Raw genomic sequence first — 19,365 nt, 5'->3', positions numbered from 1 at the left:
GCCATGGCCGCCCTCACCGCCACCACTCCCGCTCGTTCGCGCAGGCTTCTGGCCTCGCGCAGGACGCGGGTCGGGATCCTCTACGCACTGCCGGTCGTCGTCTACCTGCTGATGCTGTTCGTCTACCCGATCTTCTCCACGCTGCTGCTCAGCCTGAAGAACGCCGACGGATCGTTCACCCTGCACTGGTACGCCGACGCACTCACGGGCGTGAACCTGTCGGTGCTGTTCACCACGCTGCGCATCTCCGCCGAGACCGCCGTGTTGAGCCTGGTCTTCGGGTTTCTGCTGGCGCAGGCGATCTCCCGGCTCAAGCCCCTGTGGGCCGGCCTGGCGATGCTGGTCGTGGTCGTGCCGCACTTCATCAGCGCCCTGGTGCGCACCTACGGCTGGATCATCATGCTCGGCGACAAGGGCCTGGTGAACCAGACCCTGGCCGACCTCAAGATGCCCGGAGCGCCGTACCAGCTGCTCTACAACGAGCTGGGCGTGGTCATCGGCACCACCTCCATGATGCTGCCCTACACCGTGCTGCTGCTGTACGGGGTGATGCGCGGGGTGGACCGACGCCTGCTCGCGGCCGCGGCCAGCCTGGGCGCCGGCCGGGTGACCATCTTCCGCCGGGTGTATCTGCCGCTGGTCGCCCCAGGGCTGGCCAGCGCCGGACTGCTCAGCTTCATCCTGTCGCTGGGCTACTACATCACCCCGGCCCTGATGGGCGGACCCAAGCAGACGATGATCGCCACCCTCATCAACCAGCAGGTGACCAAGGACAACCAGTGGAACGGGGCCGCCGCTCAGGGCGTCATCCTGCTGCTGCTCACCCTCGCCGGACTGCTCCTGGTCAAGGTCGTGACCTCGCTCGGCGCCAGCCGTAAGAAGAGGAGCGCGTCATGATGGAGCTGCGCAAGACCCTCGCCGGGCGGATCGCCCTGACCGTAGTCGCCACCGTGATCCTGCTGTTCCTGGCCCTGCCGATCGTTGTCATCGTCGTCACCTCCTTCAGCAGCAACGCCTTCGCACAGTTCCCGCCCCAGGTGTGGACGCTGAACTGGTACAAGGCGCTGTTCGCCGACGGCAGCAAGTGGCCGGCCGCGCTCACACTCAGCGCGTTCGTCGCTTGCCTGAGCACCCTCTTCTCGCTGATCATCGGCGTGACCGCGGCGACCGCTCTGGTCCGCAGCGAACTCCCGCTGCGCTCGGCGGTCTTCGCCCTGGTGCTCGGACCGCTGGTCATTCCGCAGATCGTCACCGCGCTCGGTCTGTTCCTGCTCTTCGAGCCGGCCGCGATGCTGGGCAGCCCGATCGCCATCGCCCTGGGGCACACCGTGCTGGCCTCGCCGATCGCGGTGCTGATCCTGATCGCGACCCTGCGCGGGATCGACGAACGCCTCGAGGACGCCGCAGCGAGCATGGGCGCCGGCCGTCTGACGATCGCCCGGAAGATCACCTTCCCCCTCGCCGCGCCGGGAATGATCGCAGCCGCGATCTTCTCCTTCATCACCAGCTTCGACGAGTTCTACATCTCCCAGTTCCTCTCCTCCGTCGACACCGTCACCCTGCCCGTGCAGGTCTACAACTCCCTCACCTTCGAGATCGACCCCAGCGTGACCGCGGTCAGCGCGATCCTCATCGCCTTCGCGATCCTCGCCCTCGGCCTGGTCGCCCTGGTGCGCTGGCTCGGCTCCGGACGCCAGGACTCCCTGCTCTCGGTCGAGAACACGGTCGGCGTCGCCGCCCCCGGAGGCGACGCCGTATGACCACCCAGCGCTCGTGCTCCCGTGGCACACGATTCCGCGATCACCGAAAGGGTCATGCGCATGACTGACACGCTCGCCGCTCCCTCGTGGGAGTCGGCAGTTCTGGAATCCGTCCCTCGTGGCTTCCTCGCCCACGACTGGCAACCCGCCACCGGCGGTCGCACCTTCGAGGTGCGCAACCCCGCAACCGAAGAAGTCATGGCGACCGTCGCCGACTGCGACGCACAGGACGCGGTGAGCGCACTGGACGCGGCGGCCGCGGCCGCCGACCGGTGGGCCCTCACCAGCCCGAGGGACCGCGCGAGCGTCCTGCACCGGATCACCGACGCCATGATCGAGCACCGTGAGCGTCTGGCCCGGATCATCACCCTGGAGATCGGCAAGACCATCACGGAAGCCCGGGGCGAGGTCGACTACGCAGCAGCCTATTTCCGCTGGTACGCCGAGGAGGCGGTCCGCCCGCACGCGCGCACCACGCCCTCCCCGGACGGCAGGAGCCACATCGTCACCGTCGCCGAACCGGTCGGTCCCTGTCTGTTGATCACCCCGTGGAACGTGCCGCTGGCCATGGCAGCCCGTAAGGTCGCCGCCGCTCTCGCCGCCGGCTGCACCGCTGTGCTCAAACCGGCCGCGCTCACTCCGCTGTCCTCCCTGGTGCTGGGCGAGCTGGCGCGTGAGGCCGGCGCGCCTGAAGGCGTCCTGACCGTGATCACCAGCAGCGACGCGGCAGCGGTCACCACGGCCCTGCTGGCCGACCCCCGGCTGCGCAAGCTGTCCTTCACCGGGTCCACTCCGGTCGGCAGGCTGCTGCTCCAGCAGAGCGGTGCCCGGGTGCTGCGCACCTCGATGGAGCTGGGCGGCAACGCGCCGTTCCTGGTCTTCGACGACGCCGACCTCGACCTCGCGGTCCGCGAGGCGATGATCGCGAAGATGCGGCTGGGCGGCCAGTCCTGCGTCGGCGCCAACCGGTTCCTCGTCCAGGAGGGAAGCGCCGACGCGTTCGCCTCGGCGCTGGGCGAGCGGATGGCGGCCATTCGGGTGGGCCCCCCGGACCGGGAGGACACCGGCCTCGGCCCGCTGGCCGACCACCGGGCGGTGGACAAGGTCCGCCACCTCGTCGAGGACGCCGTGGCCCGTGGTGCCGTTGTCATCGCCAAGGCGGACATCCCTGACGGGCCGGGCTACTACGCCGCGCCGACCGTGCTGGACCACGTCCCCGCCGACGCCGCGATCATGCACGAGGAAGTCTTCGGACCTGTCGCCGCCATCCACCGGTTCTCCACCGAGGCCGAGGCCATGGCGGTGGCCAACGACACCGAGCACGGCCTCGCGTCGTACGTGATGACGTCCCACATCGACCGCGCCCGCCGGGTCGCCGCGCGTCTGCAGGCCGGAATGGTCGGCATCAACCGCGGCCTGGTCTCCGACGTCGCGGCACCCTTCGGCGGGATCAAGCAGTCCGGCCTGGGGCGTGAGGGCGGGCCCGAGGGCCTCCACGAGTACCAGCAGCTCAAGTACCTGTCCCTGCCAGGCTTCAACACCTGAGCAGTTCCCGCCGCCGGCGCCTGCCTCGCATGGCCTGGTCACCGACGGGTAAGGGGCAGGCCTGACGGGTTGGGAACCCGGGATCGCGGTCCTATTCTCTGAACCATGCACCTGGCACCCGCAGCAGCGCCCCGTCCGGCGCAGGTGTTCTCGACGGCACAGCTGCCCCCGGCGGAGCGGCTGCGGGCCTGGGAGGAGCACAACGCCGACGCCCTGATCGCCCTGATGTGCCGTACACCGGGGGGCGAGGACTTCCGGGCGCGCGAGGACAACCTCGACCTCGGGCGGGTGCATCTGGCGCGTGTCCGCACCACGGCGCACATGGTCGAGCGTCCTGCCAACCTCGTCGAACGGCGGCCCACGGGTGCCGTCGCGATCTACGTCTCCCTGCGCGGGGAGGCGCTGTTCCAGCAGGCCGGCCGGCGGCAGGTCATCCGCCCCGGTGACATCCTGGTCTGCGACGCGGACGGCAGCTTCGTCCGCGGGTTCGGCCAGGGTCTGGACGAACTGGCGGTGCGCGTGGACCGCGGTGCGCTGCCGGACGGTGTGCACATCGGGGAACCGCTCGTCGTTCGGCGTGACGAGAGCAACCCGTACGGCCGCGCGCTCGCCCGCCTCGTCGGACGCGCCGTCGGCGTCGAGGGCGCGACCCGGCCCGACGAGCAGGCCGTCGTCGACCTCGCGTCCGTGCTCGTGAGCGACGGGGCGACGCGCCCGCCCGTCGTCCACCGCGCGCTCGCCTGCGCCCTCGTCGAGGACCGACTGCACGATCCGCGCCTGTCGGCCCCCGAGGTCGCCGGCGCGGTCGGCATCAGCGTCCGTCAGCTCACCCGCGTCTTCGCCGACGCCGGCACGACGTTCCCGCGCTACGTGCTCGGCCGGCGCCTCGACGTCGCCTACGGCCTGCTGACCGGACCGGACGCCGCCGAGGTGCGCACGGCGACGGTGGCGACCAGGTGCGGATTCAGCTCGGCCGCCCACTTCTCGCAGACCTTCCACGCCCGGTTCGGCATCACCGCGGGCGAGTTGCGCCGTACGGCCGCGAAGCGGGACTGAACGAAAGAAGGCGACAACGGGCGCCACAGCGACGAAGCATCCTCGAAAGAGCCGCGTCGCACCCTCGAAAGAGCCGCGTCATACGGATTTCGGCCGTCCTCCACCCCGTCCCGCCCGATGCGGTCGCGGCCGGGGGCACGCTGCCTTCAAAGCACCGTGAGAAGAAGGCGAGACACCCGATGCCCGAGTTCAACGACGGTCAGCGAGAGACCGGACTCCCGACATCGTCGCACGTCGAGACCGATGTCCTGATCGTCGGCTCCGGCCCGGCCGGCGCCTCGGCGGCGCTGTTCCTGTCGACCCTGGGGATCGACAACATCGTGATCACCAAGTACCGGTGGACCGCGAACACGCCCCGGGCGCACATCACCAACCAGCGGGCGATGGAGATCTTCCGTGACATGGGGATCGAGGACCAGGTGCTGGCCGACGCCACCGGCCACGACCTCGTCGGTGACACCGTCTTCTGCACCTCCATCGCGGGCGAGGAGATCGGCCGTATCCACACCTGGGGCACCCGGCCCGACCGGGAGGCGGACTACCGGCTGGCCTCACCCTGCCTCACCGTCGACATCCCGCAGACCTATCTCGAACCGATCCTCGTCAAGAACGCCACCGTCCGCGGCACCCAGACCCGTTTCTCCACGGAGTACCTCTCTCACACGCAGGACGACACGGGCGTCACGGTCCGGGTCCGTGACCGGCTCACCGGCCAGGAGTACGACATCCGCGCGAAGTACGTCATCGGCGCCGACGGCGCCCGCTCCCGGGTAGCCGAGGACATCGGCCTGCCCTACGAGGGCGCGATGGACATCGCCGGTTCGATGAACATCACCTTCAAGGCCGACATCGCGTCCTACGTCGGCCACCGGCCCTCGGTCCTGTACTGGGTGATCCAGCCGGGCGCCAACGTCGGCGGTATCGGCGCCGGCCTGGTTCGGATGGTCCGCCCGTGGAACGAGTGGCTCATCGTGTGGGGCTACGACATCGACTCCGAGCCCCCCGTGGTCGACGAGGCCGAGGCGGTCCGCATCGTGCGGCAGCTGCTGGGGATCCCTGACCTCGAGGTCGAGATCACCGGCACCAGCCTCTGGGGCAACAACGAGATGTACGCCACCCACCTGCACAAGGGCCGTGTCTTCTGCGCGGGGGACGCCATCCACCGGCACCCGCCGAGCAACGGCCTGGGCTCGAACACCAGCGTCCAGGACTCCTACAACCTGGCATGGAAGCTCGCGGCCGTGCTGCGCGGGCAGGCCGGCCCGTCGCTGCTGGAGACGTACTCGGTGGAGCGGGCGCCCGTCGCGAAGCGGATCGTCACCCGCGCCAACAAGTCCAGCCGGGAGTTCGTCGACATCTTCCAGGCCCTCGGCGTCCTCGACGCCAAGGACGAGGACGAGATGCGGACCCTGATCGAGGAGCGGAAGGCCAACACGCCCGAAGGCGCGGCCAGGCGGGCCGCTCTGGTGGCGGCGATGGAGACCAAGAATTACGAGTTCAACGCGCACGGCGTCGAACTCGGCCAGTTCTACGAGTCCGCCGCCGTCGTCTCCGACGGCACCCGCCCCGCCCCGAGCAGGGACGAGGACCTCTACCACGTCATGTCCACCAGCCCCGGCGCGCACCTCCCGCACGCCTGGGTCGGCGACAACGTCACCAAGCTCGCCCTGATGGACCTGGCGCCGTACACCCGCTGGACCCTGATCACGGGCATCGCCGGGGAGGACTGGGCCGGTGCCGCAGACAAGGTCGCGCAGGACCTCGGCATCCCGCTCGGAACCGTGGTGATCGGCCCCGGCCGCGAGGTGACGGACCTCTACTACGACTGGGCCAAGCTGCGCGAGGTCGAGGAGTCCGGTGCGATCCTGGTGCGTCCCGACAAGCACGTCGCCTGGCGCTCGATGAGTCTCGCCGACGACCCCGAGGCGGCCCTGCGCGGCGCCCTCGCCCAGCTCCTCGGAAAGGTGTGACCGTGCGGTTCATCCACGAGACCCTGCCACAGCGGGTCGTCTTCGCCCCCGGCGCGGCGCCCGCCGCGGTGGCCGCCGAGGTGGCCGCGCTGAACGCGAGGAGGGTGATGCTCGTCGCCGCACCGGCGGAGGCGGCCCTCGCCGACCGCGTCGGCGCGGACCTGCCGGTGGTGGTGCGCCACGACGAGGTCGTCATGCATGTCCCGGTCGAGGTGGCCGAGCGCGCCCGGAAGGCCGCGACGGAGGGTGCCGTGGACGCGCTGGTGTGCGTCGGCGGCGGTTCGACGACCGGCCTGGCCAAGGTGGTGGCGCTGACGACCGGTCTGCCGATCGTGGCCGTCCCCACCACGTACGCCGGTTCGGAGGCGACGAACGTCTGGGGCCTGACCGAGGGGGAGGCGAAGACGACCGGGGTCGACCCGCGGGTCCTGCCGCGCTCGATCGTCTACGATGCCTCGCTGCTGCTGAGCCTGCCGATGGAGATGTCCGTGGCCAGCGGTCTCAACGCCCTGGCCCACTGCGTCGACTCCATGTGGGGGCCACGCGCCGACCCGATCGACCGGGCCCTGGCGGTCGAGGGCATCCGCGGTCTCGCCCAGGGGCTGCCCGCCGTGGCCGCCGACCCGACCGGGCTGACGGGCCGTGAACAAACCCTGTACGGTGCCTACTTGGCCGCCGTCGCCTTCGCCTCGGCCGGCTCGGGCGTGCACCACAAGATCTGCCATGTACTGGGCGGCATGTTCAACCTCCCGCACGCCCAGACCCACGCGGTGGTGCTGCCGCACGTGCTCGCCTTCAACGCCCCGGCCGTACCGGAGACCGAGCGGCGCATCGCCGAGGCCTTCGGCAGCCCCACCGCGGTGGCGGGACTCACCGCACTGCGCGAGACGCTTGACGCCCCCCGCGCGCTGCGCGACTACGGCATGCCCGAGGACGGCATCGCCCGGGCAGTCGCCCCCGTCCTCGCCGCCGTCCCCGCCGGCAACCCCACTGCGGTCACCGAGGAGAACCTCACGGCGCTGCTGCGCGCGGCCTGGGAAGGAAGTGACCCCGCATGAGCCTCTCGTCCACCCCTGACGTCTCCCCGGAACAGACGGCCCGCGAGGAAGACCTGATCGCGCGCGTACAGCGCTCCTTCGACTCCTGCCGGGACCCCCGCCTGAAGGAACTGATGCAGGCTGTCGTCAAGCACCTCCACGCCTTCCTGCGCGACGTCCGCCTCACCGAGGAGGAGTGGAGCAAGGGCATCGAGTTCCTCACCGCCGTCGGCCGTCTGACCGACGACAAGCGCCAGGAGTTCATCCTGCTCTCCGACACGCTCGGGGCGTCTATGCAGACGATTGCCATCAACAACGAGGCCTACGGCGACGCCACCGAGGCCACCGTCTTCGGCCCCTTCTTCGTCGAGGGGTCCCCGAGGATCGAGCCGGGCGGGGACATGGCCTTCGGGGCCGCCGGCGAGCCTTGCTGGGTCGAGGGAACCGTCCGCGACGCCGACGGGACCCCGATCGCCGGGGCGAAGATCGAGGTGTGGGAGGCGGACGAGGACGGGTTCTACGACGTCCAGTACGGCGACGACCGGGTGGCCGCCCGAGCCCACCTGTTCACGGAGGCCGACGGCAGCTACCGCTTCTGGGGCGTCACACCGACGCCGTACCCGATCCCGCACGACGGCCCCGTGGGCAGGATGCTGGAGGCGACCGGCCGCTCACCGATGCGGGCTTCGCACCTGCACTTCATGGTCGAGGCACCCGGGTGCCGAACCCTGGTTACGCACATCTTCGTCCGGGGCGACGAACTGCTCGGCTCCGACACGGTCTTCGGCGTCAAGGAGTCTCTGGTCAAGGACTTCGACCGGCGTCCGGCGGGCACGCCGACCCCCGACGGGCGGGTAGTCGACGGCACCTGGACACAGGTCCGCTTCGACATCGTCCTCGCCCCCGCCGACGGCCGGGGATGACCCGGGTCCGCGGCAGGTCCTGCCTGCCGCGGACGACCGCGGACGGGCCCCCATGGCCAACACCTGGGCGCTGTGGGTTCGTTCAACCACCCACGCTTCGACCATGTACACCGAGTCGGACGAGCCTCGCCTGGAACGGGAGCGAGCCACTGCCCGACAGCGGGCTTCCAGACCGGCGTGGAGAGCGGCCACCATGTCGGCCGCCGGCTCCTGGTCGCACCTGATAGCAGCCCTGCCGCTGCGGGATCTCTGCCTGATGGCTACAGCGTGGCCGGGCGATCCCGCGCCGCCTTGGCAAGGCTCCGCTGCGGGCACCTCCACGGTGGTCGCCGCATGCGCGACGTCGAGCCTCACCGCACGACCAGGCACGCCAAGTGCCCGGCTCGGCGAGGCTCACGAACGGCTTGGGGAGGCCTTACTCGGCGGCAGAGGGCCGACGCCCGACGCCCGACGCCCGGCGCCCGGCGCCGGAGCCCGGGCGCCGGGCAGTCCGCATCGGCCTTCTGAGCGAGCCGTCGGCAGGCGACGCGAACCGGGTCACGTACCGCACCGCTTTGTCACAGGGGGTCGAGCTGCCACTGCTGGTTGGTGCCGGTACCGGTGGGCCACTGGATGACGCGGGCGTTGTCGGCCGTGGAGCCGCCTTCGACGTCCGCGCACCAGCCGGTGCGGAGGTCGACGAGACGGCAGTAGCCGCCGCCCGCGTCGACGAGCTTCCACCACTGGTTGTCGGCGCCCGTGTCGTGCCACTGGATGAGCTGGGCCCCCTGGGCGGAGCCGCCGGGGCTGTCGAGGACCTTGCCGCTGTGGCGGGCGGCGAGGCGGAAGGAGCCGTCGGCGTCGGGCAGGAACCGCCACTGCTGGTTGAGGGCATCGGACGAGGTGTACTGGACGATCTTCCCGCCGTCCGCGGTGCTGGCGCCGGCGACGTCCAGGACCTTGCCACTGCGCCGGTTGACCAGCCGGAACCACCCGCTGAGCAGGGAAACGGTGATGTCCGTGCGCTGTCCGGCAACCAGCGAGACCTTGCGCGCGTGGGTGCCCAGCAAAGAGGAGGCCACGGTGGCCGACGTGTTCACCGACGTCATGCCGCGGCGGCTGATGAGGGTGACGTCCTGGTTGACGGCGGAGGTGACGGACAGGGTGGCGGTGCGGGCGGACAGGTCCCAGCTGAAGGTGTGGATCCGGATGCGGCCGCGCGCCCGTACGCCGGTGAGGGAGCCCTTGACCAACTGGTCGGGCAGGGCCGGCAGGATCTCCAGGACGCCGGGGCGGGAGTAGATCAGGGCCTCGGCGAGTACGCCGGGGAGGGCGTTGGCGGCGTCGGCGTTGTAGATGTCGAGGTTCGGGTTGTGGGAGGTCATCAGCGACTTGAAGATCATGTTGTTGCCGATGATCTTCTTCAGGTTGCTGTAGACCTTGCCGCCGTCCTTCAGCCGGGCGCCGGCCAGGGCGCGGTGGAGGCTGCCGTGGGCGGAGATGTTCTGGTCGCCGCGCTTCTCCAGGGCCTTGAGCGCCGGGCGGACGAGCGAGGGCTCCTCCTCCGGGTTGATCTCGTGCAGCGGCCAGGCGCCGTACAGGTGCTGGATGTGGCGGTGGTTGTAGCGGTCGGTCAGGGTGGGCCATGACCATTCGGCCAGCGCACCGTCGCTGTTGACCCGGTAGTCGGGGAGCTTGGCCAGGAGGGCGGTCCAGCGGGCGACTCCCTGGCCGCTGCCCTGTTCGACGCCGAGGGCGCCCGCGGCGTCGATGGCGGCCTGAAGCGCGTGCTTGCCGGCCATGATGTCGCCGGTGGCGTTGATCGACAGGCACACGCCGGTGTTGCCGGGTGAGTTCTCCATGGAGAAGGACGGCACGAAGACCGTCTTGCCGTTCGAGTCGGTGCGGGTGAGGAAGTCTTCGTAGAACAGGGCCAGTTCCATCAGGGCGGGGCCGAGCCTGTCGCGCAGGAAGGCCTGGTCGCCGGTGACCTCGTAGTACTCGAGCAGCGGATAGAGCAGCCAGTCCGCACCGCCGGTCCAGCAGTGGCCCGGGAACGAGCCGTTGTTGAAGTGGAGCATGTGGCCGTACTCGCCGTCGGTGCGGGACGGGGCGAGGAAGCCGCGGGCGCCGTAGAGGTTGGTGGCGTTGGTGCGCCAGTCGTCGAGCTGGTCCAGGATCAGGTTGAAGTGGCCCTCCATGACGTCGGTGGTGTCGAGGATGTTGCCGCCCGCGACCTGGAGGTTGACGTTGGCGTCGGTGGTGAAGTCGTCGGCCCAGGCACCGTTCCAGGCGCCCGTCCAGATGCCGGTGAGCCGGGGCGGCAGGACGCCGCTGGAGCTGATGAAGAGATAGCGGCCGGAGTCGTAGAGCCGCTCCAGCAACGCGAGGTCGATGACGCTCCGGTCCGCGTTCTGACGGGCTATCAGCTCGCTGACGGAGAGCTTGCGGTCGGCGTCGGACAGGTTGAGGTCGAGGCGGGAGCGGTCGTACAGCTCGGTGTGGAGAGCGGTGTGCGCGGAGCGCAGCGTCGCGTAGTCGGTGCCCAGCGCTGCCAACTGGGCGTGCAGCGGCTCGGAGTTCCACGCGGTCGAGGACTCGTAGCGGTCCAGCTTGGTCAGCAGGATCACCCTGGTCGCCCTGGCCACCACGATGGTGGAGCCGCTGACGCTGACGGAGGCGTTGGAGCCGGAGGCCACGACCCGGGTGACGCCCTCGTAGCCGAAGGCGCCCCGGTTGGACGGGTAGGTGCCGCGCAGGTTCAGGTAGCCGGAGCCGTTGCTCATGGTGGCGCGGGTGGTGAAGCCGACGCTGGTGGGCACCCCGTCGAGCGCGGTGTTGACGCTCAGGGTGGTGTCGACGGTACGGCCGGGGGCGGGTATCAGCTCGTGGACGATCACGTTGTCGGCGCGGGAGACGAAGGCCCTGCGGGTCCAGGTGCCGTACTGGTCGGTCCAGCTGGAGCTGACCTCGCCGGTGCGGAAATCGCTGACGCGGCCGTAGTTGTCGACCGTGGTCATGCCCGGTGTGTCGATGCGCAGTTCGTAGGCAGGGTGGTAGCTCTGCGTCCAGCGCAGCGACCACCCGGAGGCGAAGTCGCTGTTGGCGCCGGAGTAGTCCCCGGCGAGCGCCTTGTCGCGTACGCCCTCCAGACGGCCGGATATCACGGGGGGCTTCACGGTGCGGGTGCCGTTCGGCAGCACCAGACGGTGGTGGTTGAAGACCACCTTCTCCAGCGTGGCCGCCCCGTGGAGGATGGCTCCGTACTCGCCGTTGCCGGTGAGGAAGCCGTCGGTCCAGGAGGAGGCGGGGGAGGTGTCGTAGATTCCGCGGTCGGGGAGGGTGATCTGCGGTGGGACGGCGGCCGCGGCCCTGCCCGAGAGGAATCCGCCGGGGAGGGCGGCCGCCCTGGTGGTCAGCGCGGCGGCCGTCAGGAACCGTCGGCGGTCGATGGAATGGTCCACTGCGCAAACTCCTATGTCTTTGGAGAAGACCTCCAGGTCGTCGGCGCCCTGGTCGGCCAGTGCCCGGATCAGGCGGTCCGGGATCCCGGAGAGCCCGAACCCGCCCACGGCGAGAGAGCTGCCCGGCGTGATGTCGGCGACCGCGTCGGCGGCCGAGGCCACCGTCTTGCTCATCGCGCCTCCCGCTTGCCGCTGATGATCCGGCCACGGGCCTCGCCGAAGCCGATCCGGGTTCCGCCGGCGCCCGGGGCCGTGGCCGTGCGGACGACCTCGTCGCCGTCCTCCAGGAACGTGCGCGGCCGGCCGCCCACGACGAACAACGCGTCGATCAGCCGGTCGCTGCCGCCGTCCGTGAGGTCGTCTCAGGGTGTCGCCGTCAGGCGACCGGGCCTCTGACCCGAGTCATGGCGGGCGCCGCACCTGGCGGTGCCCGCCACCGATGTCCTCCCGGGACCGGGGCCCGGAGAGGGGGCTCAGGTCCCGGGAACGAGGGTCATCCGGCGGTCAGAGTGGTCCACTTCTGGTTGGCGCCGCCGTTGCAGTCCCACAGCACGAGCTGTGTGCCGTCGGTCGTGGAGGAGCCCGGATCGTCGAGGCAGCGGCCGGAGGCGGGGTTGCGGTAGCCGCCGTTGTAGGGCTGCCAGACCTGGTTGGCGCCGCCGTGGCAGGACCAGATCTGCACCTTGGTGCCGTTGGCGGTGTTGCCGCCGGCGGCGTCGAGGCACTTGCCCATGGAGCGCAAGGTGCCGTCGGTGTAGAGCGACCAGAGCTGGTTGGCACCGCCGTGGCAGCTCCAGATCTGGACGGCGGTCCCGTCGGCGGTGCCGGCGCCATTGACATCCATGCACTTGCCGGCAATGCCGGACTCCACGCGTGCAGGTGCGGGGGCGGGGTTCCTCAACCACCCTGCGCTGTCCGCGGACTGGACACCACGGTGGAAGGCGTCGGCCATCTTCTGGTAGCCCGAGTCGTTGGGATGCAGGGGGTCGGCCAGGTCGGCCGTGGTCAGGCTGCTCATGTCGACGTATGCGACGTGTTTGCCCGCGGCCTGTGCGTCGCTGACGATTTGCCGGGTGGCCTGGTTGTACGCGCCCCGGAACTGCTCCTCCGAGCCGCTGGTGGACACGACCAGGGAGGCCACGAGGACGGTTGCGTCGGGGACGTCGGCGGTGATCTGGTTGACCAGCGACCTCAGCCGGGCGATGGCGGTGTCGACCTCGGAGGCCCCTTGGAGGTCGTTGGTACCGATGTGCAGTGTCACGACGTTGGGCCGGTAGCGGGTCAGCGAGGCGTCGGCGAGTGCGGCGATCTGGTCGATGCGGTATCCGGAGTGGCCTTCGTTGTCGGGGTCGGACATCGAACCGTTCCGCACCGTGCCGACGAAGTCCAGCGGATGGCCGTCCGCCGCAAGCTCGTTCCACAACGGACCCCGGTAGCCGTTGCCCGTGCTGCTTCCCACACCCCAGGTTATCGAGTCGCCCAACGGCATGACCCGCAAGGGCGTGTTGGAGGCGGCGGAGGCAGGGGTCACACCTGCCGCCGTCCCCCCGAGCGCGGCAGTGACAAGCGTGATCAGGGGTACGATCCAAGACTTTCTCATGCAGGCGTCCTCTTCTGCGAGTGAGTGCTGAATCAACGGGGCTGATCGCTGTTGCTGTCGGCAGCACGCCGAAGTGCCTTGGCACAGGCGTCGACGGCCGCCTGACGTACTGGCAGAACGGCGTGGGTGGGGGTCTCTTGCGCTGTGAGTGTTGACAACACCGAGCCTGTCCGGCGTCCCGTCTGCCCCGGCCCTCCTGTGCCGAGCGGGTCGGCCCGAACCGGCCCACAAGCGCACTGGTACAGATACCACGCTGATCCCCGTCTGGGACATCCCATGAATGAAAGAAATCGGGGAACGTCGGCACGGGGGGGTGAATTCTGCGTGTCTTTGTCCCGTCTGCGCTGCTCCTAGGGTCTGTGCGCTGCCCCTCCCTCTCCCTCTCCGGAATCCGGCCCCTGAACATCCCATGTCTGGCTGCTGGTGCACGACCCGCCGATCGGGCCCTGTCCAGGGTCGGCTCCCGGTCGTGCTGGATCAGCACACTGCTCCCACCCACCCGCGCGGCAGTGTCACGAACCCGGTGGGTCGTCGGCGGGCCACCGCAGGTGCCGGTTGCGGCCTCCCACCTCCTTCCCGCCGTCCCAGCCGGAGGTCGGGCGGAGATGTTCGCCTCGGACGGCACGCACTGCGAGTCGTCGATCGCGGCCGTCGGGTCCACCGTCCGGCACTCCTTCTGGCGTACGTCGGCCTTCCCCGCGGCGGCGCCCGAGGCTGCACCGAACCGGGCCCCGACCGGCGGAAAACGGTGTGTCAACGGCGAACGAGGCCCGCGTTCGCCACCCCGCCCCCGGCAGTCACCCTCCCGAAGCCGCCGCCGCGACCCCGGCGAGGCCGCCGCACAGCCCGAGACCGCCACCCGCGTCCAACGCACCACGTCAGGAAAGGCAGTTGGGCCGGGCAACGGGCCCGGCTCCGACTTGTCACCACTGCAGGAGCTCGGCAAATGTCGCGTAATCCAACATGGTCAAACATCGGATCCGACAAAAGTCTTGACACTCGCAACTCCTCATCCATACGCTCGGCCCGCCATCAAACCCTTCGAGTAATCCGGATCGCACCGGCCGCCCTACTGATCGCGCGATCTCATCTTCAGTCGACTCTGAGTTGATCCGGCCGAGCAGACCCCTCGGGAGCGTTCCCACCCCTCGGGGTGCCCGGTCACACTCCACCGTCGTGGTCGCCGGCAGTGAGACCGACCGGTCACCGTTCGAGTCGACCGGGCCCAGCCGCACTGTCGGGCCCGGCGTGCGCTGTCATCTCCGATGCAATGAGCCGCGGGAAAGGACTGCCATGCACAACGATGTGCGTACGTGTGGGCCGACCACCCACCCATCGGTGAGACGGTCGATCGCCGTGACGGCGGTTGTGACGCTGTCTCCCGGGTTCCTCGCCGCGCTGCGCCGTGCGCTCCAACGGCGCGAGCAACGTGGGTCATGCCGGGCGGCCGGGCCTACTCCAACGACTGTCGCAGTGGAACCAGTACAAGCCCGGCGATCCCAAGGGCAACCTGGCCGCGTCCTGGCACTCCTCCGGCTTCAACGCGTGTAATACCGCGTCCTGCTGGAACAGCCAGATCGCCCGGTCATCGCGAGCAGCTCGCTGGTCACCGGCGAGATCGGGCAGGGCGACTGCGGCGACAGCCACATCAACCCGCTGAGAGCTGGCCGGACGGCCGGAGGTCCGGGTACCTCGTCTGGACCTTGGACACCTGGAACTGCGTCAGTGGCAACGTACTGATCAGCGACTACTCCGGAACGCCCACCGCGTTCGACGCCGGATAGAAGAGCCACCTGCTTCGCTGTCGGGCACGGGTGGGAGCGGCAGCGGTGAGATCCATGCGGTCGCGTCCGGCAAGTGCCTGGAAATGCCGGCTGCTTCGACCACGCCGGGCAAGCAGTTGGAGATCCGGGACTGCAACGGCGGTGCCAATCAGATCTTCACGTGGACGTCCTCGGGTCGGCGGACGGTGTACTCCGGTGCCAGTCAGCTGTGCCTGGACGCATACAACAACCAGACGGCCCCGGGCCGCGAAGGTTCAGACCCGGACGTGCCGGGGGTGCCAACCAACAGTGGAGCTTCAACTCCAACGGCACCATCACCGGCGTGCAATCAGGCCTGTGCCTGGATGTGACCGGAGCCTCCGTCGCCAGCGGTGCCCTGATCGAACTGTGGACCTGCAACGGCGGCAGCAACCAGCAATGGCAACTCGGCTGAAACTCACACCCCCTGGAAGGTTGCGATGCGACTGACCCCACCACCGTTCCTGCGACGCCCGGAACGGTACAGACGCGGCAGGCTGCGCTCGGCGCTCCTGGCCTGTGCTCTGACCCTGCCCGTCGCTCCGCTGGCCGTCACCGCAGTCGCGACGCCGGCCGCGGCGCTGGACAACGGCCTGGCCAAGACCCCGCCGATGGGCTGGAACAACTACAACGCCTACGGCAACAACCCCACCGAGGCGCTGATCAAGCAGACGGCGCAGGCGATGCACGACAACGGCATGCAGGCGGCCGGGTACGAGTACGTCAACATCGACGACGCGTGGATGGCGTCGAGCCGTGACGCCAACGGCAACCTGGTGCCCGACCCGGTGCGGTTCCCCAATGGAATCAAGGCCGTCGCCGACTACGTGCACTCGCTCGGCATGAAGCTCGGCATCTACGAGGACGGCGGCACCCAGACCTGCGCCGGCCTGCCCGGCAGCCTCGGGCACGAGACGCAGGACGCGAACCTGTTCGCCTCCTGGGGTGTCGACCTGCTCAAGTACGACAACTGCAACAACAACGGGATCAGTTCCCAGACCCGATACACCACGATGAGCAACGCGCTCAAGGCCACCGGGCGCCCGATCCTGTTCAGCATCTGCAACTGGGGCACGGAGAACGTGTGGACCTGGGGTTCGAACGTCGGCAACATGTGGCGCACCACCGGTGACGTCGCCGACACCTACGCCAGCTTCCTGTCGAACTTCCACAGCAACGTGAACCTGGCCGCGTACGCCGGGCCCGGGGGCTGGAACGACCCCGACATGCTGGAGACCGGCAACGGCGGCATGACCACAACCGAGTACCAGAGCCAGTTCAGCCTGTGGGCCGAGATGGCCGCGCCCCTGATCTCCGGCAGCAAGATCATCGGTGCGAGCTCGCAGACCCTGTCGATCCTGACCAACAAAGCGGTCATCGCAGTCGACCAGGACTCCCTCGGCAAGCAGGGCACCATGGTCTCCTCCTCGGGCGGCCTGGACGTGATGTCCAAGCCGCTCGCCAACGGCGACGTGTCGGTCGTGCTGTTCAACGAGACCAACTCCACCGCGACCATCACCACCAGCGCTTCGGCCGTCGGCAAGACCGGTGCCTCCAGCTACACGCTCACCAACCTGTGGACCGGCGCGACGTCCACCACCACCGGCACCATCAGCGCAAGTGTGCCTGCGCACGGCACGGTGATGTACCGGGTCGCGGGCGGCACCAGCACCGGGACCACCACAGGTCCGATCCACGCCATCGGTTCGGGCAAGTGCCTGGACGTGCCCGGCTTTTCGCAGACCAACGGCACCCAGATGGTGATCTGGGACTGCAACGGCGGCACGAACCAGACCTGGACCAGCACGTCGACCAAGCAGCTCACCGTCTACGGCGGTACGAAGTGCCTCGACGCGGCAGGCACGGCGGCCGGAGCCAAAGTCGAGATATGGGACTGCAACGGCGGCACCAACCAGCAGTGGAACCTCAACTCCAACGGCACCATCACCGGCGTCCAGTCAGGCCTGTGCCTGGACGTGACCGGCGCGTCCACCGCCAGCGGCGCACTGGTCGAACTGTGGGACTGCAACGGCGGCAGCAACCAGCAGTGGCACCTCGGCTGACACCACCGCCCGGGACCGAAGGGCCCTGACAGCCCCATGAGGTGCGCGGGACGGATCGTGATCGGTCCCGCACACCTCCGCTTCCTGAGCTTGCCCGCGTCCAAGTGAGCCGCCGTCCCGTTGGTGCCTTCACCCGGTCGACGTGGCGCGGTTGACGCGCGGACAACGACCGGACGGGCGGGTCGCTCGGTGACGGAAGATCAACCTCGGGTTGTTCGATGCCCGGCCGCCGGGTGCAGCGTGGGTGGCACGTGGCCGCGACCAGGGGCGCCGTCCTGGACCTCGCGGACCATCTGATATGCCAGGGCATCACCCGGGTGGTGATGGAGGTCACCTCGACATACTGGAAGCCCGTCTTCTTTCTCCTGGCGGCTCGGGGGCTTGAGTCCTGGCTGGTCAACGTGCGTGACGTGAAGAACGTCCCCGGCCGCCCGAAGACCGAGAGGCTCGATTCGGTGTGGCTGGCCAAGCTCGCCGAACGCGGCATGCTCAGGGCCTCCTTCGCGCCGCCGAAGCCGGTGCCCGAGCTGCGGGACCTGACCCGTTCCCGCGCGGTCCTCACCCACGATGGATGTAGTCCCCAAGCGCCTTCATGCCGCTGGGAACTCGGTCGGGTTGGCCCGCAGGTTGCCCGCCGCGTCGCGCTGCGGGTCGAACCAGCAGTCGTCGACGACGACGTACTGGTAGCCCGCGTCCTGTCGTGCTGGATGCGTTGGGTCCAGACCAGGTGATGTTCGGCTCGGACTGGCCGGTGTGCCTGCTGGCCGCCTCGTACGAGGAGGTCGTCGCCGTCGCCGAGGAGCTGACCACGGGCCTCACCGAAGGCGAACGCTCCGAGGTCTTCGGCGGTACGGCGGCCCGCGCCTACCGACTGAGACAGGACGTCCTGTGAGAGTCCGTCCGGCCTTTGGGCAGTCGGGGCTCGACATGGCGTTCAACGGAGCGCAGTCTCTTGAGGAGTTGGAACGCCGTAGGCAGCAGGCGGTCGCGCCGGCAAACCCCCGACGGCCTGCCGAGTCGGAGGATGTTGCGAAGGCGGCGGTCGCCCGCGTTCCGGCAGACCGAAGCCACTCAGCGCAGTACGGCCGCCAGCAGGTCGGCCCCCAGCGCCGTCAGATCGGACAGATTGAGGGTGTAACGGACGTAACGACCCTGCCGCCGGGCCGTGAGCAGGCCCGCGCGGCGCAGGACAGCGAGGTGGCGGGAAACCTCCGGGGGTGAGAGTTCCCAGGCGTGGGCCAGCTCACCGGTGGTGTGCGGGCCGCGGGCCAGGGTGCGCAGCAGTCGCAGACGTACCGGATGCGCGAGTGCCTCCAGCCGTAGCGTGACCGTTTCCAGCGATACCGGCTCCGACGGACTCGCCTCGGCCACGGGGTACTGCACCACCGGCTGCCACCCGGGCGCGTGGACCACCACCAGGTGCGGGCGGCCGAAGACGCTGGGGAGGAAGGTGACCCCGGTACCGTGGGCGGCGGTCGCATTGTCCTGCAGCTTGTCCACGATGATGCAGTTGCCGTCCGGCGCCAGGGTGACGGCGCCGGAGACGGACGCGAGTGCCGCCCCGATGCCCTGGCGCTTCAACAGGTCGTTCTTCAGCCGCAGGTCGGTGGCGAGCTGCACGGCGACGCCCGTCCAGGCGGCGTCGAAGAAGGCCTCGGCGCACTGTTCGAGGGTGTCACGCACCCGCGCCCGCACGCCGGCCGGGTCCGCGAGCAGCCGTTCCGCGAAGGCCTCTTGGAGCGCGCCGCGGGCCTGGGCCAGGTCCAGGGCCCGCTCGCGTGCCGTCGCGTCGGCGAGCGGCGACGGCGCGGAGAAGTGGACCCGGTTGCTGCCGCACGTGGTGATGAGCGCGGCGGTCACATAGGTTTCATCGTCGATCCGGTCCACATCGTCCAACTCCTCGGCGAGCGTCGGCCGGGGACGAGCGGGGACCAGGAAGTCGGCTCGTGAGGAACGCCAGAGGAACTCCGCCTCCCTGAGCCGCTCGGCCAGCTCCGGTCGCAGCCCAACCCAGACGTCCCCGGCCCAGCCGGCGAGCTGCGGGTGATGCCCGGGTTCGGCCAGCACGTGCAGCATCGCGGTCAGCTCGGCCAGCGGGGAGGCGGCGAACCGCAGTCGCCCGGACGGCAGGCCGCCGATGTCGATCCTCAACGTCATCCCCTCATC

Annotated in this window: 14 protein-coding genes and 3 pseudogenes; 12 read left to right on the top strand and 5 right to left on the bottom strand. The window is 69.7% G+C overall.

Annotated features, from left to right (window positions below):
• The first annotated feature begins 3 nt into the window (after nucleotides 1-3).
• From ABZO29_RS02325 to ABZO29_RS02295, 7 genes are all read left to right on the top strand, one after another.
• Nucleotides 4-897, top strand: a complete 894-nt coding sequence (locus ABZO29_RS02325; RefSeq protein ID WP_367318431.1) for an ABC transporter permease — start codon at nucleotides 4-6, stop codon at nucleotides 895-897.
• Nucleotides 894-1,760, top strand: coding sequence for an ABC transporter permease (locus ABZO29_RS02320; protein WP_367318430.1), 867 nt, complete (start codon nucleotides 894-896; stop codon nucleotides 1,758-1,760). The genes ABZO29_RS02325 and ABZO29_RS02320 overlap by 4 nt, the downstream gene beginning before the upstream one ends.
• A 60-nt stretch (nucleotides 1,761-1,820) precedes the next feature.
• Nucleotides 1,821-3,305, top strand: a complete 1,485-nt coding sequence (locus ABZO29_RS02315; protein WP_367318429.1) for an NAD-dependent succinate-semialdehyde dehydrogenase — start codon at nucleotides 1,821-1,823, stop codon at nucleotides 3,303-3,305.
• 105 nt (nucleotides 3,306-3,410) lie between these two features.
• Nucleotides 3,411-4,361 (top strand): helix-turn-helix domain-containing protein, encoded by a 951-nt coding sequence (locus ABZO29_RS02310; protein WP_367318428.1) that lies wholly within the window; start codon nucleotides 3,411-3,413, stop codon nucleotides 4,359-4,361.
• A gap of 179 nt (nucleotides 4,362-4,540) precedes the next feature.
• A complete protein-coding gene (locus ABZO29_RS02305; RefSeq protein ID WP_367318427.1) occupies nucleotides 4,541-6,331 on the top strand; it encodes an FAD-dependent oxidoreductase in 1,791 nt (596 codons plus the stop codon).
• A gap of 2 nt (nucleotides 6,332-6,333) precedes the next feature.
• Nucleotides 6,334-7,389 carry a maleylacetate reductase gene (locus ABZO29_RS02300; RefSeq protein ID WP_367318426.1) on the top strand — a complete coding sequence of 352 codons (1,056 nt, stop codon included), beginning with the start codon at nucleotides 6,334-6,336 and terminating at the stop codon, nucleotides 7,387-7,389.
• Entirely contained in the window at nucleotides 7,386-8,291 is a 906-nt protein-coding gene (locus ABZO29_RS02295; protein ID WP_367318425.1) for an intradiol ring-cleavage dioxygenase, read from the top strand. The genes ABZO29_RS02300 and ABZO29_RS02295 overlap by 4 nt, the downstream gene beginning before the upstream one ends.
• A 557-nt stretch (nucleotides 8,292-8,848) precedes the next feature.
• Here ABZO29_RS02295 and ABZO29_RS02290 read toward each other — a convergent pair.
• The 3 genes and pseudogenes from ABZO29_RS02290 to ABZO29_RS02280 form a co-directional block, all read right to left on the bottom strand.
• The gene (locus ABZO29_RS02290) at nucleotides 8,849-11,908 is read right to left on the bottom strand and encodes an RICIN domain-containing protein (protein ID WP_367318424.1); all 3,060 of its coding nucleotides are present in this window, start codon (nucleotides 11,906-11,908) and stop codon (nucleotides 8,849-8,851) included.
• Nucleotides 11,905-12,030 (bottom strand): annotated as a pseudogene (locus ABZO29_RS02285) (fumarylacetoacetase); the annotation flags it as partial. The gene ABZO29_RS02290 and the pseudogene ABZO29_RS02285, both read right to left, overlap by 4 nt.
• A 197-nt stretch (nucleotides 12,031-12,227) precedes the next feature.
• A complete protein-coding gene (locus tag ABZO29_RS02280; protein WP_367318423.1) occupies nucleotides 12,228-13,334 on the bottom strand; it encodes a ricin-type beta-trefoil lectin domain protein in 1,107 nt (368 codons plus the stop codon).
• A 1,867-nt stretch (nucleotides 13,335-15,201) separates the two neighbouring features.
• Between ABZO29_RS02280 and ABZO29_RS02275 the strand changes: the two genes are divergently transcribed.
• From ABZO29_RS02275 to ABZO29_RS02260, 4 genes and pseudogenes are all read left to right on the top strand, one after another.
• Nucleotides 15,202-15,468, top strand: coding sequence for an RICIN domain-containing protein (locus ABZO29_RS02275; protein ID WP_367318422.1), 267 nt, complete (start codon nucleotides 15,202-15,204; stop codon nucleotides 15,466-15,468).
• Nucleotides 15,441-15,551: an RICIN domain-containing protein gene (locus tag ABZO29_RS02270; protein WP_367318421.1), complete on the top strand. Its 111-nt coding sequence runs from the start codon at nucleotides 15,441-15,443 to the stop codon at nucleotides 15,549-15,551. Before ABZO29_RS02275 ends, ABZO29_RS02270 begins: the two co-directional genes overlap by 28 nt.
• A gap of 25 nt (nucleotides 15,552-15,576) precedes the next feature.
• Entirely contained in the window at nucleotides 15,577-17,199 is a 1,623-nt protein-coding gene (locus ABZO29_RS02265) for a ricin-type beta-trefoil lectin domain protein (RefSeq protein ID WP_367318420.1), read from the top strand.
• A gap of 218 nt (nucleotides 17,200-17,417) precedes the next feature.
• Nucleotides 17,418-17,708 (top strand): annotated as a pseudogene (locus ABZO29_RS02260) (transposase); the annotation flags it as partial.
• Nucleotides 17,709-17,789: 81 nt separating this feature from the next.
• Here the strand turns inward: ABZO29_RS02260 and ABZO29_RS02255 are convergent.
• Entirely contained in the window at nucleotides 17,790-17,921 is a 132-nt protein-coding gene (locus ABZO29_RS02255) for a hypothetical protein (RefSeq protein ID WP_367326029.1), read from the bottom strand.
• Here ABZO29_RS02255 and ABZO29_RS02250 point away from each other — a divergent pair.
• Nucleotides 17,897-18,091, top strand: a pseudogene (locus ABZO29_RS02250) (amidohydrolase); the annotation flags it as partial. The gene ABZO29_RS02255 and the pseudogene ABZO29_RS02250 sit on opposite strands and share 25 nt — an antisense overlap.
• A 179-nt stretch (nucleotides 18,092-18,270) precedes the next feature.
• Here the strand turns inward: ABZO29_RS02250 and ABZO29_RS02245 are convergent.
• On the bottom strand, nucleotides 18,271-19,356 hold the full coding sequence (locus ABZO29_RS02245) for a DUF5937 family protein (protein ID WP_367318419.1): 1,086 nt from the start codon (nucleotides 19,354-19,356) through the stop codon (nucleotides 18,271-18,273).
• Between the last annotated feature and the right edge of the window lie 9 nt (nucleotides 19,357-19,365).

The sequence above is a fragment of the Streptomyces sp. HUAS ZL42 genome, from assembly GCF_040782645.1.
In the GTDB taxonomy this organism is placed as follows: Bacteria; Actinomycetota; Actinomycetes; order Streptomycetales; family Streptomycetaceae; genus Streptomyces.
The sequence above is the reverse complement of the archived record's forward strand: the minus strand, read 5'-3'. Positions and strand labels throughout refer to the sequence as shown.